This window comes from Pseudomonas sp. NKUCC02_KPG (assembly GCF_019345465.1).
Lineage (GTDB): Bacteria > Pseudomonadota > Gammaproteobacteria > Pseudomonadales > Pseudomonadaceae > Aquipseudomonas.
In genome coordinates this window covers 70,036-85,852 of sequence record NZ_JAHKRC010000010.1, presented here as the reverse complement: position 1 = coordinate 85,852, position 15,817 = coordinate 70,036, and the positions used below count along the sequence as shown (strand labels likewise).

At 57.9% G+C, this 15,817-nt stretch carries 17 protein-coding genes; all 17 read right to left on the bottom strand.

The window, feature by feature from the left end:
- Positions 1-39 precede the first annotated feature (39 nt).
- A complete protein-coding gene (locus KO536_RS14975) occupies positions 40-1,335 on the bottom strand; it encodes a transporter (RefSeq protein WP_133079589.1) in 1,296 nt (431 codons plus the stop codon).
- A gap of 46 nt (positions 1,336-1,381) precedes the next feature.
- The gene (locus tag KO536_RS14970; RefSeq protein ID WP_219262243.1) at positions 1,382-2,122 is read right to left on the bottom strand and encodes a hypothetical protein; all 741 of its coding nucleotides are present in this window, start codon (positions 2,120-2,122) and stop codon (positions 1,382-1,384) included.
- Between the two features lie 45 nt (positions 2,123-2,167).
- Complete coding sequence (locus KO536_RS14965; RefSeq protein ID WP_133079591.1) at positions 2,168-2,857, bottom strand: C39 family peptidase; 690 nt, start codon at positions 2,855-2,857, stop codon at positions 2,168-2,170.
- A gap of 63 nt (positions 2,858-2,920) precedes the next feature.
- A complete protein-coding gene (locus tag KO536_RS14960; RefSeq protein WP_219262242.1) occupies positions 2,921-3,709 on the bottom strand; it encodes a heme utilization protein in 789 nt (262 codons plus the stop codon).
- Between the two features lie 69 nt (positions 3,710-3,778).
- Positions 3,779-4,354 (bottom strand): adhesin, encoded by a 576-nt coding sequence (locus tag KO536_RS14955; RefSeq protein ID WP_219262241.1) that lies wholly within the window; start codon positions 4,352-4,354, stop codon positions 3,779-3,781.
- A gap of 1 nt (position 4,355) precedes the next feature.
- Positions 4,356-4,796, bottom strand: coding sequence for a hypothetical protein (locus tag KO536_RS14950; RefSeq protein ID WP_219262240.1), 441 nt, complete (start codon positions 4,794-4,796; stop codon positions 4,356-4,358).
- Between the two features lie 73 nt (positions 4,797-4,869).
- Positions 4,870-5,115: a hypothetical protein gene (locus KO536_RS14945; RefSeq protein ID WP_219262239.1), complete on the bottom strand. Its 246-nt coding sequence runs from the start codon at positions 5,113-5,115 to the stop codon at positions 4,870-4,872.
- Between the two features lie 43 nt (positions 5,116-5,158).
- Complete coding sequence (locus tag KO536_RS14940; protein WP_219262238.1) at positions 5,159-5,713, bottom strand: AAA family ATPase; 555 nt, start codon at positions 5,711-5,713, stop codon at positions 5,159-5,161.
- Positions 5,710-6,273 (bottom strand): nicotinamide riboside transporter PnuC, encoded by a 564-nt coding sequence (gene pnuC / locus KO536_RS14935; protein WP_219262237.1) that lies wholly within the window; start codon positions 6,271-6,273, stop codon positions 5,710-5,712. Before pnuC ends, KO536_RS14940 begins: the two co-directional genes overlap by 4 nt.
- A 200-nt stretch (positions 6,274-6,473) precedes the next feature.
- The gene (locus KO536_RS14930; RefSeq protein WP_219262236.1) at positions 6,474-8,081 is read right to left on the bottom strand and encodes a glycosyltransferase family 39 protein; all 1,608 of its coding nucleotides are present in this window, start codon (positions 8,079-8,081) and stop codon (positions 6,474-6,476) included.
- 75 nt (positions 8,082-8,156) lie between these two features.
- The gene (locus tag KO536_RS14925) at positions 8,157-9,521 is read right to left on the bottom strand and encodes a UDP-glucose/GDP-mannose dehydrogenase family protein (protein ID WP_219262235.1); all 1,365 of its coding nucleotides are present in this window, start codon (positions 9,519-9,521) and stop codon (positions 8,157-8,159) included.
- Positions 9,518-9,916, bottom strand: a complete 399-nt coding sequence (arnF, locus tag KO536_RS14920; RefSeq protein ID WP_219262234.1) for a 4-amino-4-deoxy-L-arabinose-phosphoundecaprenol flippase subunit ArnF — start codon at positions 9,914-9,916, stop codon at positions 9,518-9,520. Before arnF ends, KO536_RS14925 begins: the two co-directional genes overlap by 4 nt.
- On the bottom strand, positions 9,913-10,257 hold the full coding sequence (gene arnE / locus KO536_RS14915) for a 4-amino-4-deoxy-L-arabinose-phosphoundecaprenol flippase subunit ArnE (RefSeq protein ID WP_219262233.1): 345 nt from the start codon (positions 10,255-10,257) through the stop codon (positions 9,913-9,915). Before arnE ends, arnF begins: the two co-directional genes overlap by 4 nt.
- Positions 10,254-11,903, bottom strand: a complete 1,650-nt coding sequence (arnT, locus tag KO536_RS14910; protein ID WP_219262232.1) for a lipid IV(A) 4-amino-4-deoxy-L-arabinosyltransferase — start codon at positions 11,901-11,903, stop codon at positions 10,254-10,256. The genes arnE and arnT overlap by 4 nt, the downstream gene beginning before the upstream one ends.
- Positions 11,900-12,784 carry a 4-deoxy-4-formamido-L-arabinose-phosphoundecaprenol deformylase gene (gene arnD, locus KO536_RS14905; protein WP_219262231.1) on the bottom strand — a complete coding sequence of 295 codons (885 nt, stop codon included), beginning with the start codon at positions 12,782-12,784 and terminating at the stop codon, positions 11,900-11,902. The genes arnT and arnD overlap by 4 nt, the downstream gene beginning before the upstream one ends.
- Positions 12,784-14,775, bottom strand: a complete 1,992-nt coding sequence (gene arnA / locus KO536_RS14900; protein ID WP_219262230.1) for a bifunctional UDP-4-amino-4-deoxy-L-arabinose formyltransferase/UDP-glucuronic acid oxidase ArnA — start codon at positions 14,773-14,775, stop codon at positions 12,784-12,786. The genes arnD and arnA overlap by 1 nt, the downstream gene beginning before the upstream one ends.
- Positions 14,772-15,785, bottom strand: a complete 1,014-nt coding sequence (gene arnC / locus KO536_RS14895; RefSeq protein WP_133079219.1) for an undecaprenyl-phosphate 4-deoxy-4-formamido-L-arabinose transferase — start codon at positions 15,783-15,785, stop codon at positions 14,772-14,774. The genes arnA and arnC overlap by 4 nt, the downstream gene beginning before the upstream one ends.
- Positions 15,786-15,817: the final 32 nt, after the last annotated feature.

The following is a 15,817-nucleotide window of genomic DNA, read 5'->3' as shown; positions in this document are numbered from 1 at the left end:
GCCCGCCGCGTTTGAACGCGGCGGGCCTTTTTGTGCGGCTTAGAAGTAGTACGGGAATTTCAGGCTGAAGGTGAAGTCCGGTGCATCGTCAGTCAGGCCAATCGACAGGTTTGGCACGATGGTCAGGTTGTTGGTGGCGGCAACCGTCATGCCGACGTTGAAGTAGCCTGCGTTGGCATCACTGGTGGTGACTGTTTGCCAGTCCCCGCCATCCTGCTTGAGTTTGCTCTTTTTCTGAATCAGGTCAGACACCGAGAACGACATACTCATCTTCTCGTTGAGGGCGAACGCCACACCCGCGCCAATCTGGAAGCTGTCACCCAGTTTGACCTTGCCAGGCTGCTTCAGATTTTGCGTTGAGCTGATGTCGTCAAAGGACTCTTCAAGGTTGTGGGTGTAGGAGAGGGTGCCGAACAGTACGGCCGGGTCGAAGGTCTTGACCAGGGAGATGGCAGGGCTGATGGACCACACACCATTACCGGTCGGCAGGTCTTCAGGGGTGAATACGTTGGTGTTGTCAGGCGACTGAACCAGCTTGATCCCGAACGGATCCTTGCCCGTAGGGGCCTTGACCCGCACGCTGAACACCGCATCCGGGGTGTTTACCGACTCATCGAGGAACTTGTAGGCGACACCGAAGTTGACGTCACCAATGGTCGGGTCACGCGTGACGGTTTGCTCGGAAGTCGCCTGGGCATCACCGCCGTTGGCACCGCCGGACTGGTAAGTCGATTCACGGTAGACCACCGGTACGTTGACGTCGAACTGCCAGCGGTTATCCAGGTTGTAGCGGCCGGTCAGATCCAGCGTCCAGTTGTCGGCCTTGATCCGGTCCAGGTTCAGGTTGCCCAGAAAGATCGAGTCCAGGGCCAGGAAGCCGTTCAGGATCAGCTGGCGGGTGTCATAACGGGAATAGGTAACGCCTGTTTCGAAACTGAACTTGCCACCGCCGAAGAAGCCGCTGGCTTCGTCGTAAAGGTTGACCACACTCTGGGCCGGTGCGGAGTCATCCTTCAAGGCGGTCCCGTAGGAACTGCCGCCTGCAGCAACGGCTGCGCCAGTGGTACTGGCGCCTGCAACTGTCTGGTTGCCTTTCATGTCGGCCGGGGATTTGGCCAGGCGACGTGGAGCAGGTGTTGCAGGCTGGTCTTCAACTTGACGAACACGTTGCTCAAGCACAGCCAGGGCTTTTTGCTGCTGATCGTAACGTTGGCGTAGCTCCAGTAATTCTTGTTTTAGTAGCTCTACGTCCGAACCAGGTGCTGCATACAGCAGTGCTGATGGGAAAATAGTGCTCATGCATACAACTGCGCGAAAGGTAAACGATCGGTGCATGAAATAAGCCGTCCAGATAAGCCAAGTCGTAGGGCCTGAGCGTAGTTCAATATCCCATATTGCGTAGTCCTTTTAGCTGACTAAGATTGCAATCGAGTGCACCGGGACTTGGCATGTTATTGCGCAACACCACATTCAGTTGGGTCATGTTATTAACCATGTTGCCGCCCCCCAACAGTGTTGTGCTCTGCAACACGCCCCCTTGGGCTATTTGTTGCAGTGAATTGCCTTGATTGTTGTTAGCCTGAATCGCTAGTTGGATGCCTCCGTTTACGGCAGACACCGTCAAGTTACCTGCGCCGCCTGTTTGGGTAATCGGGTTGTTGGCGGTCAGCAACACGCCTTGCTGATTCACCGCAGGTGCCTGATTGGCCTCGGTCACATTGATATCGACATTGTTGTAAGCGCTGTTGTAATCCCCCGCAGCCCGCACGCTCTGGGTGACGCCCTGGCCCGTGGTCAAGCCCACGCCACCGGTCACCGAGCCGGTACCGGGTGATCCGGTGGGGCCATTACCGGCAGAACTGTAAGTGGAGACATAGAACTTGGGCTCAATGGTGTTTTGCACATACATGGTGGTGCTGGCACCCACTACGCCGCCATTACTGCTGGTCCAGGTACTGTTCATTACAATGCCGAAACTGATAATTCGTCCGGGCATGACATAACGTCCACGCAACTCGGACATTTCATTGTCTTTCAATTCGACCGGTTTAAAGGTCGATGCGGCCTGGGCGGGCAGACTGGCCGCCAGGCAGGCGGCAATCAGCCAGATTGGAGTTTTCATGTGCTGCTCCAGGAGCGCGCAGCTCCGTAGTCATGCTTGGCGCACCTAAAAAAAGTCGCTTTGAATAAAACCAAAGTCCATGAGCTCTGCATCTTTTACCGGACTGAAACCGTCCAGCTGGTTTTTTGCTGTCAGCGGAGCAGGGGGCGACAGTAGGGCGTTGGTTTTGTCGTAACCGGGGCCGATGATGGCAAACACGATGCCATTCCAGCCTTTGATAAAATCGTCATGGGAATAACGTTTGTGGCCAAGTACAGGGTCGCCGATGTAAACCCAGTCTTTCTGGGTGCGTTGCAGGACGACAAAATGCTTGTAGCCACGGATCTCCAGCAGTACCACCACGGGGATGTTCACACTCTCCAGGCTTTGCGCAGGAATTCTGTAACCCCGGGCGCGCATGCCGATACTTTCAACGTAGCGCTTCATGTCGAGCATTGAAAAACCCTGAACGCGCACCAGGTCCTGATCTGCGTTCTTCAGCATCCCTTTGATGATCTGGTCTTCGTCGACGTCCAGCCAGTAGGCCTGGCGCAATACGGTAGCCAGTGCTGCCGCGCCGCAACTGAAGTCGGTCTTTTGTTCGACGATGTCCTTGAAGCGCCGCTCACGAATGCTCTGTACCTGTTTGAAAACCAGATTGCCGCCAGGCATGGCGGCGACGGACATTTGTGCGGCTTGGGTCATCCCGGTGATTCCGGTCAAGCCAAGCATGAGGGCGAGGGCGACAATACGCATGATTGATACGCCTTGTATGAAGAGAAAGGGTCTCGTAAACGAGACCCTCCTTTACCGTCGCTATTACATGCAGACTTTGCAACCTGCAGCGATGGACAGCGAGTTGCTTTGTTGGTTGCCCACACCGGCCGCGATGTTGGCACCACCATTACCCGACATGCCATTGAACGAATGGTCCATGGTGGCGTTGTTGATGACCGGGGTTTTGTTGTGGCTCCAGCTTGGGCCCCAGGTATTCACATTGCTCAGGTAAGACGCACCAGCCTCGTTGATAACCGAGAGGTTATTGGAGGTTTGGGTAGCGGCTGCGCCTGCGGAAGCAATGCGGCCATTGGATACGGCGATGGCCAGGTTGTTTTTCTGTTGGTTGAAGTCGCCCGCAGCCACGTTTATACCCACGTTGCCTGAACTGCCATTGCCCGAGCTTTTGAGCATGGCGTTGTTTTGGGTGCCGTAGTTATGATCGTTGTTGTGACTGTTGGTCTGGGTTGCACTGGTCAGGGACGCAGCAGTACCAAAGACAAACGTTTCGTCAGCGGTTGCGATCGCAACGGCGTTGTCTTGTTGGTTGCCCGAGCCAGCGGCGGCGTTGACGCCCATGTTGCCTTCAGCACCTTTGACCGAGTCTTTGACGGTTGCGGTGTTTTTGATCGCTTTGTTGGTCACTTTGTTGTGATTGCTGTTTTGCACGTCAATCACAAGCGCTGCAGCCGCTGCATTAGGGTCCAGTGTGTAGGACGGTGGATTCGATGGAGGTGGTGGTGGGCCATCGTTGTGACCGGCTTGTGCAGCTACTGACAGGAGTGCGGCCATGGCGAAAGCCAGAGGTTTCAGAGCGCTTGAAGGTTTCATGGTGATTCTCCGTGCTTCATTAGTGTGTTAAGTGTTGGCACTTTCTAATTGCACTGCGTTGTTATTGGGTCAGTCAGCAACCCGTATATTCAGGGTGTTAGCCATGCGGTTCCCCACCCCTGCACTCTGGTTCAACTGCACCACCCCTCGGCTGCCGGTGAAGGCCTGATCGCTGGTAACGACCTGGCGACTGCCGTTGGCGGGGGGTGCGGTTCCCGAGTTTGGTACCAGCGCCACGTTCTGTTGTGACAGGGCGCTGTCGTCCATACCTTGCGGCTGGGCACTGATGCCGACTCGCACGGTATTGACCATCTGGTTGTTGGCTCCGGCGGACTGGTTGATACCGATCACACCGCTGCCATTACTGAAAGAGTTGCCGCCAATGACTGCCTTGGCATTAAGCGAAGGGTCGGCCGGGGTATTGATTTTCTGGGTAACGGACGTTGAGGCTTTGGCCTCGGTACCGATGGCAATGGCGCGGATGTTGACTTGTTGCTGCTGGTCGCCCGCCGCCTGGTTGATCGTGACGTTGCCGTGGTAATTGGCACCCGAGTTATTGATCTCGGCGTTGTTGTCAGAGGCCGCCAGCACACTTGAACTGGCAAGCAGGGCGGCAATCACCACAGGCAGGCTGTAGGCAGTCATGTTATTTCCCCTGGCTCAGTACAGAGAGCGGACGCATGCCCTGGCTGATGCTGTTGCCGATGGTGTCGGAAATGGTGCCACCGCTCCCACCGCCATGGCCGTTGGTCATGCCTGGCAGCCCGTTGCTGGTATTGAGCCCTGGCAGACTGTTGCCATTGGGCATCATGGTGTGCCTGATCGAGGTACCGGTGCTGACACCGGCAAAATCGCCATCATTGAGTTCGCGAGTACCGCCCATCACTTGCGCCAGAGGGCTGGCATTTGCGGTAACAGGGTCGGGATCGGGATGCATGGCGGGGGTGCCCACCGGCTGGGGTTGTACAGTACGTACAAGCACTATCTCGCCACTACCTGCGGCCTGTACTGCGCTGCACACGCCCATCAAGGCGCTCAGGCTGCAAGCCATCAGCAGGTAACGGTTACCACGATATAAGTGCCCCATGACTGTGCTCCCTTTTCGACGCTGGCCCTAGCCAGCGTGATAAGGAAAGAGCATGAGCTGTGCCGCTTTTGAATTAACGTTGTAAAACAATAGCTGGCAGCGTGATGGCAATTCCGGTTGGGCCGAAGTGTAACGAGCGTGAGATAACAAGGAGCCGGTCAGCGCCTTTATCTGTTGGGCAGGCGCTATTTTTAGAGGCCGACAGGGCCTGTTTCATGCGCGTTACACTATTCGTGTTTATGGCGCAGGCCAGTGTTTTAGCGGTGTTGCGGGGTGGCGCATGTAACAGCAGCGGACATATTAAAAGTGCTGAATCCATTAAGTTGCTCGTTAATGAATTGCACTTTTTATTGGGCTATAACTTACTGACTAATACTTATTGAATAAGTTTCCTGAACGCTCATTAATTTATTGACCGCCTCACAGGCGTGTTGTTGTCGAGCCTGCCAATCGCCAGTGATGACTTGCAGGGGTTGGTGATGGTCTGTCAGCCATTGATGGCTGGCCCTGAAAAACGCCTGGCGTTCAACCAGTGAGGGTTGGCAACGTTGGCCGTCAGCGGTCCATTCCACATCGTCAGGGGACAACAGCAGATGCAGGTCGTAATCGCGCTTTAGCAATTCGGTTTCCAGCCAGTCCGGACAGTCGCCGAACAGCGTCTGGCTCCACAGGATGTTACTCAGCAAATGAGTATCCAGAATCAGCAGTTCGGGCAGTTTGGCACGTGCTTGGTCTTCCCATTCGAGCTGGCCGCGAGCGATCTGTGGAATATCCGCCAGGCAGGTGTCGCGAGGGTTTTGCTCGATAAAGTAGCGAACATATTCGCCCACCAGAATGCCGCCAAAACGCTCTTGGAGCAGCGCTGCCAGCCAACTTTTTCCGCTCGATTCAGGCCCTGCCAGTACGACCACCTTCATGTGCGTAGCGCCGGGTCGCGGCGCCAGTCACGCCAGCCTTGAATGGCAATGACGGTAAACAGCGCGTAAAGGCCGGCCGTGAGGTACAGATCCTGCCAGGCGAAAAAGCCGATATAGAGCACGTCGATCACACACCACAGCGCCCAGCATTGAAGGCGTTTTTGCGCCATCCACACTTGTGCGACCAGGCTGAAAGCGGTCAACGTGGCGTCAGGCCATGGGAAGCTGGAGTCCGTCCAATGGGCCATTGCAGCACCCAAAGCAACACTGCCTATGACGCCCATGGCGAGGCCGAAGAGCACGTGCAAGGCACTGAGTCGAGAAACAACGCGACCTTCATGTTGCGAGCCTGCACGGGTCCACTGCCACCAGCCATAGACTTGCAGCACGGCAAAAAACACCTGCAGGAGCATGCCTGAGTACAGTTTGATCTCGAAAAAAATCCAGCTGTACAGCAGCACCATCACCAGGCCAATGGGCCAGCACCAGGGGTTTTGTTTGACTGTTAACCAGACGGCGATGACGCCGAGTGCGGCGGCAAACAGTTCAAGCCCTGACATTGGGATTCCTTGGAAGAAAGTGAAGGGCGGGAATTGTACCTATTTGTGGGGGTTGTAGCTGCTAATAGGTGGGAGCGGGCTTGCTCGCGATGGCATCACTGGGTTCAACCTGACAGGCCGCAGCGTTTGCATCGCAGGCAAGCCAAGTCCCACAGGTATTGCGCCGACCCTGTGGCAGCGAGCAAAACGGCCTGTCGCGATCAACGCAAATGCAGCAGCACGTAATCATTCTTGTCGAATCGCCCACTCAGTGCCGGTGCAATGCTGCCCGGCTCGCTGCCCTGTAAAGCCTCATAGTCCTTTCTGTCCATCACGATCCAGGCCGGTGCGCGCAATGCTGTCAGCTCTGCAGGTGACTGGGTGAAAAGCGGCAGCAGATCCCGGTCCACGTTGACCATGAATTTGATCGCCTTGGCGTCTTTGCCCATGCCGTGCAGCACCACGGGTGCCGGGGCCTGATCGATCAGTTGCAGGGCTTTGAGGGTAAAGGTGCGCGTGTCATACAGAGTGCGCTCTGCCGGTTCAAAGACGGTGATATAGCTGCTCCACAGCGCCAGCACGGCACACGCCGCCAACCCTTGAGTACGCCACCGGGCTTTGAACAACAGGCCCAGGGCCAGAACCTGGAGAACCGCCAGGATGACGAAGGTAGCGGTCAAGGGCGGCAACTGCTCGCCAAAACGCTTGCCTGCAACGATCAGGCCGATGATCAGCAAGCCCGGCAGGAGCAAGAACAGCCCTTGAATAAAGCAACGTAAAACGCCAAACATCCGACCGCTCATGACTTGAAACGGATAAGCCGCAATGATCGCGGCCATAGGCAACATGGGCAGGAGGTAGCGGGCTTTTTTCGCTTGAGGAATCGACAGGCCGATCATGACCACCAGCGCGGCCGCCACACAGTATTTGACCAGTTGCAGCGACGGTCCCGACTGTTTTCGCCCGGCAATCAGGATTGCCACCAGCACCACCACGGCCAGCGGGTAAGCCAGGGCGTAGTTGCCCACGGAACTTGTGAAGTAATACAGCACGCTGCTTGCGCCTTCGGTGCCGTCCATGCGCCCGGTGACTTGCATGCGGATCACTTCGTGGACAAACGCCTCGCCACCACTGAGCCAGGCCAGCATCAGCAATGTGCCAATGCACGCGACCAACAACACCAGCGCTTGTAGCCCAACGCTGATCAGGCGTCGCCATTGGCCGCCAAGCAGGTAGTAACTGCACAGGATACCGGTGGGAATCACCAGGCCGATCGGGCCGCGAATGGCAAAGCCCAGCACCAGTAGAGCCAGTAGCCAGACATGTCGTCGTGGCGCCCCGAAGTTGTCGTGGGCGTAAGCCAGATAGAACGCGCTGAAACTGACGGCTGCCAGCATCTGGTCCAGGGAAACGGCCCGGGTTTCGGTCACGAAGGTCATGCTCAGCAACAACAGGGCCACGCTGACCAACGCCCAGAGTGTGGATCGCGGTGCAACCAGGCGATACATCAACGTCACCAGGGTTGCGCTGGCGATGGCCGTGGGCAGCCACGCCGTCAGGCTGGTCACTTTGCCAAAGGGCAGCGACAGCAACCAGGTGAACACGGTCGAGGTTGCGCTGTAGTCGGCGTAGGGCTGGCCATAGGTCGTCGGGAAAAAGCCGGGACCGTTGCGCAGCATTTCGTTGGCAAACATGACAAAGCGCGAATCAAAACCGATCGCCGCCTCTTGATGGTTGCCCAGAATAAACAGCACTAATGCGAGCGCGCCCAGTATCAGGGATTGCCTGCGTAGGGTGAGCAGGGCTGTGGGGGTGAAATCGGCAGGCATGTCGAGTCTCCTTGACTCCTCGGAGCACGCAAAAAAAACGCCGCCATTGTTACCAATGGCGGCGTGATCACATCATCAAATGGCTGTTGAGCCGTGGGAAACCGGCAAGTTGCACGATTCACCCCGTCCCATCGGGAAGTACTGCAAGCCGGTCTTGGCCAGACGCTCGCCGTCGTACAGGTTGCGCCCGTCAAAAATCACCGGGGTGTTCAGGCGCTGCTTGATCAGCTCAAAATCCGGAGCCTTGAATTGTTGCCACTCGGTACACACGATCAGCGCGTCGGCGCCGCTGAGGGTGGACTCCGGTGTACCCATCAGGCTCAGGCGTTCTTCATTGGCGTAAAGACGCTGGGTTTCCTGCATGGCTTCGGGGTCGAAGGCCCGTACATTGGCTCCGGCTGCCCACAAGGCTTCCATCAATACCCGGCTTGGCGCGTCGCGCATGTCGTCGGTGTTGGGTTTGAACGCAAGACCCCACAGGGCAAAGGTCTTGCCTTTGAGATCGCCCTTGAAGAACGCATTGATGCGATCGAACAGCTTGTGCTTCTGGCGTTCGTTGATGGCTTCAACCGCTTGCAACAGATCGCTTGAGCAATTGACCTGCTGGGCACTGTGGATCAGCGCGCGCATGTCCTTGGGGAAGCACGAACCGCCGTAGCCGCAGCCCGGATAGATAAAGTGGTAGCCGATACGGGTATCGGCACCGATGCCCAGGCGCACGGCTTCGATGTCGGCGCCCAGGTGCTCGGCCAGTTCTGCAATCTGGTTGATGAAGCTGATCTTGGTCGCAAGCATGCAGTTGGCGGCGTACTTGGTCAGTTCGGCGCTGCGCAGGTCCATGAAAATGATGCGGTCATGGTTGCGGTTGAACGGCGCGTAGAGGTCACGCATGACCTCGCGGACTTCTTCGCGGGCGCAGCCAATGATGATGCGATCCGGGCGGCGGCAATCGGTGACGGCCGAGCCCTCCTTGAGGAACTCCGGGTTGGACACCACGTCAAATTGCAATGTGCGCCCGGACAGGCCCAGGGCCTTGTTGATATGGGCGGTCAGTGCGTCACCGGTGCCGACGGGTACGGTGGATTTTTCGACCAGGATCAGCGGTTCTTCACGGTGGCGGGCAACCGCATCACCGACTGAAAACACCTGGCCCAGGTCAGCCGAACCGTCTTCGCTCGGGGGAGTGCCCACGGCGATAAACAGTACCTGACCGTGCTCAACGGCGAGTTTTTCATCGCTGGTAAAGCGCAGGCGTTTGCTTTCAATATTTTCACGCACCAGGCTCGAAAGCCCGGGTTCGAAAATGCTGACGTGACCTTGCTGCAGCAGCTCGACCTTTTTCTGGTCAATGTCCATGCAGATCACGTCGTGGCCGACTTCAGCCAGGACCGTCGCCTGCACCAGGCCTACATAGCCACTACCAAATACACTGATTTTCATGCGCAGTTCCTGGTACGTCGAGAGTTGATCGTAAGCACCCCAAGGATGACCAGTGTCACCCCCAGGGTTTTTGACAAAGTGAAGTGTTCATCGAAAATCGGCAGGCTTGCAGCGAGCAGGTACACCAAGGCGTAACTGACGCTCAACAACGAATACGCGCGACCCAGCGGCAAGTCGCGCAGGGCCAGCAGCCAGCAGAGCATCGACAGCGCATACGCCATGATCGCGGCAAACACCACCGCCAACGCCGGGAGCGATACATCGCCCTGACTGATTGCACCCACCCATTGAGCCGGCTGCGGCAAGCGGGTCATGCTCCAGCGCATGCCCAATTGGGCAGTGCTGACCAGCAATACGCTGCCCGAGGCAAAGGCAAATCCACGGCGCAGGTTCATGCTTGTTGTCCCAGCAAAATGACACCGGCAATCACCAGCCCCACCCCCAGCCAATGACGCCGGTCGATGGATTCTTTAAACAGGTAGCGGGCCACCAGGGTGATCAGCACAAAGTTCAGGCTGAGCATCGGGTAAGCAATCCCGACCTCAAGCCGTTGCAACACCAGCAACCACACCAGCAAACCCAGGCCAAGGCACAGCAAGGCCAGCCACAGCCAGGGGGAGCGCAGTTTTTGCGTCACCCCGGATTCAATCCCGCGCCAGCCTTCGACCGCATACTTCTGGGCGATCTGGCCGGCGCAGGTCAACAGGCACCCCAGTAGCAGCAGTGCCAGGGTCATGGAGCGATCTGCGGGAAAATCAGAATGACCATGTTGCCTTCCTGATAGCGCTTGGCATCTTTGGGCAAGTGGTCCATTTCATGGCTTTCATCGCTGTCCTTGACCCGCATGACTACGCCCACCGGGCCTTGGCGACGGGCGTCAGCCATCCACTGGCCAATCTCGGCCAGGCCGATGCTCTTGCCTTTGGCATCGTCATAGGTCAGGCCGTATTTGACTTCGCCCTGGGTGTTGTAGAGCGTCACGTCCGGGCGGCGAAGGCGCCATGCCAAGGCAGATGCCGCACCCAGGTCGTTGCTGAGCAAGGACTTGGCCTGGGACAACTCGTCCATGTGTTCAAGGACGAACTGGTCGGGCATTTTGTTGTGAATCACGCTGATCGGCATGGCCGCAGGCAGCGCGAGAACCAGAACACCCATTGCCACGGCAGGGGCGGCCCACATTTTCAAAGGTTTGGACAGCGTGAGCAGGCCGGTAACGATCCAGGTCAGCAGCACGAACACCAACAACGCCATGTGCTGCGGTTCATTGTCATAAAACGGCTTTTTGATCTGGAAATAGATCAGGGCCAGCAATGCCACGCCGCCCACCACCAGATTGAGCAGGCCGTTCAAGCGGATGGCACCGGTTTTGGCCTGCTCGACACGGGCAATCAGCGCGTGGCCCAGCAGCAGGGCCAGCGGCAACATGCACGGCATGATGTAAGTCGGCAGCTTGCCTTTGCTCAGGCTGAACAGGGCCAGCGGCAACAGCAGCCACATCAGCAGGAACACCACGCTGGCATGACGCTTGTTCTGCCAGGCATCCTTGAAGGTTGCAGGCAGCAGGGCTACCCAGGGCAGGCTGGAGACCACCATCAGCGGCAGATAGAACCACCATGGACGACCGTGCTGGGCATCTTCACCGGCAAAGCGGCGAATGTGCTCGTGCCAGAAGAAAAAATTCCAGTAATCGGGCTCCTGGGCGTGAACCGCAAGGATCCACGGCAGTGAAACCAAGGCTGCGACCAGCATGGCCACCAGGCCATATTTGACCAGTTCCAGAAAACGCTTTTGCCAGACCATGTAGGGCAGGGCGATCAGCACCGGCAGCAGCAGGGCCAAAAAGCCTTTGGTCATGAAGCCCATGCCACAGGCAAAGCCCAGCACGGCCCAGCTGATCAGACGATCACGGGTAGAGCTGCTGTCGACGGCAAACCACAAGGCCACCAGGCTCAGGTTGACCCAAAGCGTGAACTGCGGATCGAGGTTTGAATAACCCGCCTGGCCTGCGATCAAGCCAAACGTCATGTACACCAGGGCGCAGGCGAAGCTCTTGCGCGGGTCGTTCCACAGGCGGCGAGCCACGGCATAGGCCAGGAACACGCTCAGGCCGGTGGCGATGGCCGAGGCAATGCGCACGCCAAACAGGTTCTCGCCAAAAATGGCCTGGCCGATAGCGATCATCCAGTAGCCGGCAATCGGCTTCTCGAAGTAGCGCAAATCCATGAAGTGGGGAGTGATCCAGTTACCGTCGATCAGAATTTGCTGGCCGATTTGTGCGTAGCGCGTTTCATCGGGAATCCACAGGCCGTGGGTGCCCAGTGGTAACAGGTAAAACGCAATAAAGGCCAGGACCAGCAGGGGTAACGTCCAGCGCTGGGTCATGGCTTCTGTACTCCCAGCCAGCCTTCACGGCCTTCAAGCACGCCGCGGCTGAGTTGCCCGGCAGGCAGGCTGTCAATGTCGTTCGGAAGCAAGTCCCGCAGGGGCTGGAAATGAATATCGCGGGCACGAGCCTGCGCCAGCAATTGACGGAAGTCGTTTGCCATAAGAATCCCTTCTACTTCAGCATGGATGGTGTATGCATTCAGCTTTTGCGGGCTGAAGCGATCAAGAATGTATGAGTTGAAGTCGGCGGCACTCAGGTGCGGCCCGACCACTTCATCGAACGTCGGTAAATCCACAGGGATTTGCGGCGCGCCCAGTCTGCCGTCAGCCAATCGTGGCCGAAACAGACTGTGCCCGCGGCAATCACTGTTGTAACGAAAACCAAAGGTTTCCTTGGCCTGGACTACGCGTTCATCGGCACGCCACCCTGCGGCTGCCGAACACTCGACGGCCTGTCCGGTGATGTCGCTCAGGGTCTCGACACCACGGCGGATCTGCTCGATCAGTTGTGCCTGGCTCCAGCGCGCGGTGTTGGCTTGCCAGCCGTGGTGATCCCAGGCGTGCAGGCCGACCTCATGGCCAGCGGCCAGGGTCTGGCGCATCAAGTGCCCCAGATCCTTGCCGATAGGTTTGCCTGGCCAGGCGGTGCCGGCCAGCAAAATATCCCAGCCATACAGGCTGGCAGCCTTGGAGCGCATCATTTTCCAGAAAAACTGGGGCTTGATCAGCCGCCATAAATGGCGGCCCATGTTGTCCGGCCCCACGCTGAAAAAAAACGTGGCCTTGATCTGGGCTTCATCGAGCAGTTCGAGTAACTGTGGAACCCCCTCACGGGTTCCACGGTACGTGTCGACATCGATACGCAGTCCAGCTTGCATCAGCGTTTTTCCGCGATTTCTACCATGGCTTCACGCAGGAAGAAGTCCAGGGTCTTGCCAATGGTTTCACTCAGCTCGGTGGTCGGCGTCCAGTCGATAAGACGACGGGCGTTTTCAACACTTGGCTTGCGATGGCTGACGTCCTGGTAGCCAGTGCCGTAGAAAGACTGGCTTTCAACGTCGCGGAAACCTGCAAACGGAGGAAAGTTGGCGCGCAATGGGTGGGCTTCGAACTGACGCAGCAACTCTTCGCCCAGCTGACGAATGCTGGCTTCGTTGTCCGGGTTGCCGATGTTGATGATCTGGCCGTCGCACTTGCCATCTTTGTTGTCGATGATGCGGGCCAGGGCCTCGATACCGTCGGCAACGTCAGTGAAACAGCGTTTTTGTTCGCCGCCGTCCACCAGGCGGATCGGGGTACCTTCCACCAGGTGCAGGATCAGCTGGGTGATGGCGCGCGAGCTGCCAACACGTGCCGAGTCCAGACGGTCAAGGCGCGGGCCCATCCAGTTGAACGGACGGAACAGGGTGAACTTCAGGCCTTTGGTGCCGTAGGCCCAAATCACGCGGTCCAGCAGCTGCTTGGAAACCGAGTAGATCCAGCGCTGCTTGTTGATCGGGCCAACAATCAGGTTGGAGGTGTCTTCGTCGAAGTTCTTGTCCTGGCACATGCCATACACTTCGGACGTGGACGGGAAGATCACGCGCTTGTTGTACTTGACGCAGTAGCGCACCAGCTTGAGGTTTTCCTCGAAGTCCAGTTCGAATACGCGCAACGGGTTGCGGGTGTATTCGATTGGCGTGGCGATGGCCACCAGCGGCAGGACCACGTCGCACTTCTTGATGTGGTATTCGATCCACTCGGTGTGGATGCTGATGTCGCCTTCCACGAAGTGGAAGTTAGGGTGGCTGCGCAGGCGGTCGATGGCGTCGGAGCCAATGTCCAGGCCATACACTTCATAACGATCGTCTTGCAGCAGACGCTCGGACAGGTGGTTACCGATAAAGCCGTTAACCCCCAGGATCAGGACGCGGGTGCGGCGTGCCGGGCGACCGGACTCAGCACCACGCAGGCGCGAACCTTCGACCAGGCCCAGTTCACGGGCCAGTTGCGGGCCGCTCAGGTACAGGCCGTTGTCGTTGCGCTGACCGGCAGTGATGACCAGCGAGTCCTGGCCGCAGGCAATGCGCAGCGGTTCGCAGCTGATGACCTGGCCAGGTGCATGGCCCTGGTTGCCAGCTACCACTTCGGCGCCCCAGACAATCAGTTTGTGCTCGCCCACGGCGCAGAAGGCGCCCGGGTAAGGCTGGGTAACGGCACGCACCAGGTTGAACAGTTCTTCAGCCGGGCGAGTCCATTGCAGCAAGCCGTCAGCCGGGGTGCGGCGACCAAAATAAGTGGCTTTGGATTCGTCTTGCGGAGTTTCGGTGAGCTTGCCCTGTGGCAGCAGCGGCAAGGCCTCGGCCAGCAGTTGGGCGGCGGTTTCACGCAGCTTGGCGTGCAGGCTCAGTGCGGTATCCGAACGCTCGATGTTGATGCGTTGCTGGGCCAGGATATCGCCTGCATCAGCACGCTTGACCATGCGGTGCAGGGTGACGCCGGTTTCGGTTTCGCCGTTGACCAGCACCCAGTTGGCCGGTGCGCGACCACGGTAGCGCGGCAGCAACGAGCCATGCAGGTTGAAAGCACCTTTGCTGACGCTGGCCAGCAGTTCTTCGCCCAGCAGGTGGCGATAGTAGAACGAGAAGATGTAATCGGCGTTCAGCTTGCGGATGCGCTCGATCCACAGTGGGTGGTTGGCGTCTTCCGGCGCGTGAACCGGGATGCCTTTGCGGGCACACAGTTGGGCAACCGAGCCGTAAAAGTTATTTTCCTTGGGGTCGTCAGCATGGGTAAACACAGCAGCAATTTCGTAACCTGCATTGAGCAAGGCTTCAATGCCTGTGCAGCCAATATCGTGATAGGCGAAAACAACGGCTTTCAAACTCATGATTGGACCTGTGTCGAAGTAGAAGAAGTCGGGTTGCAAGTTGAAACTGAAGAAGTTGCCGGCTCGGCGCGAACGATTTTTTCAATGAAAAACCGTGGTCGAGCCCTAACATCGCTGTACATGCGGCCCAGGTATTCACCCAATAGGCCCATGCCGATAAATTGTCCGCCGGTGAATACAAACAGCACCGCGAACAGCACGAAAGTACCGTGGCCAGCCCAGGATGCGCCGAAGATCAGACGCAGCATGACCAGGGCGATGGCGAACAGGACGCCCAGTACCGCCATGCTGAAGCCGATAATGCTCAGCAGGCGCAAAGGTGTAGTGGTCATGCAGGTGATCAGGTCGAACATCAGGTTGATCAGGCGCATCGGACTGTACTTGGAGTCGCCGTGTTCGCGCTCGGCGTGCTCGACCAGCACTTCGGTGGTATGGCGGGCGAAGCTGTTGGCCAGAATGGGAATAAAGGTGCTGCGTTCGCAGCAAGCCAGCATCGCGTCGACGATGGAGCGGCGATAGGCGCGCAGCATGCAGCCGTAATCGCTCATGGCAACCCCGGTGGAGCGTTGCACGGCGAGGTTGATCACACGTGAAGGCCAGCGGCGCCAGGCGGAGTCCTGACGGTTGTTGCGCACAGTGCCGACCACGTCGTAACCCAGTGCTGCCTGCGCGACCAGGCGGGGGATTTCTTCCGGCGGGTTTTGCAGGTCGGCGTCGAGGGTGATCACCACATCGCCTTTGGAATGCTCAAAGCCGGCCATGATGGCGGCATGTTGCCCGTAGTTGCGGTTGAGGATAACGGCAACGACTGGGCTGCCTTCACGCTCGGCAGCGTCTTGCAGGATTTGCGCCGAATTGTCCCGACTGCCGTCATCGACCAGGACGATTTCGTAGGCCTGTGTCAACTGCGCGCAGGCTGCTTCAGTACGGCGCAACAGCTCGGGCAGGCTCTCTTCTTCGTTGTAGACCGGGATGACGATCGACACACACTGGATTGGGTAGGGTTTCAAAATATTCGTTCCAGTCAGTTTCAATGGCACAA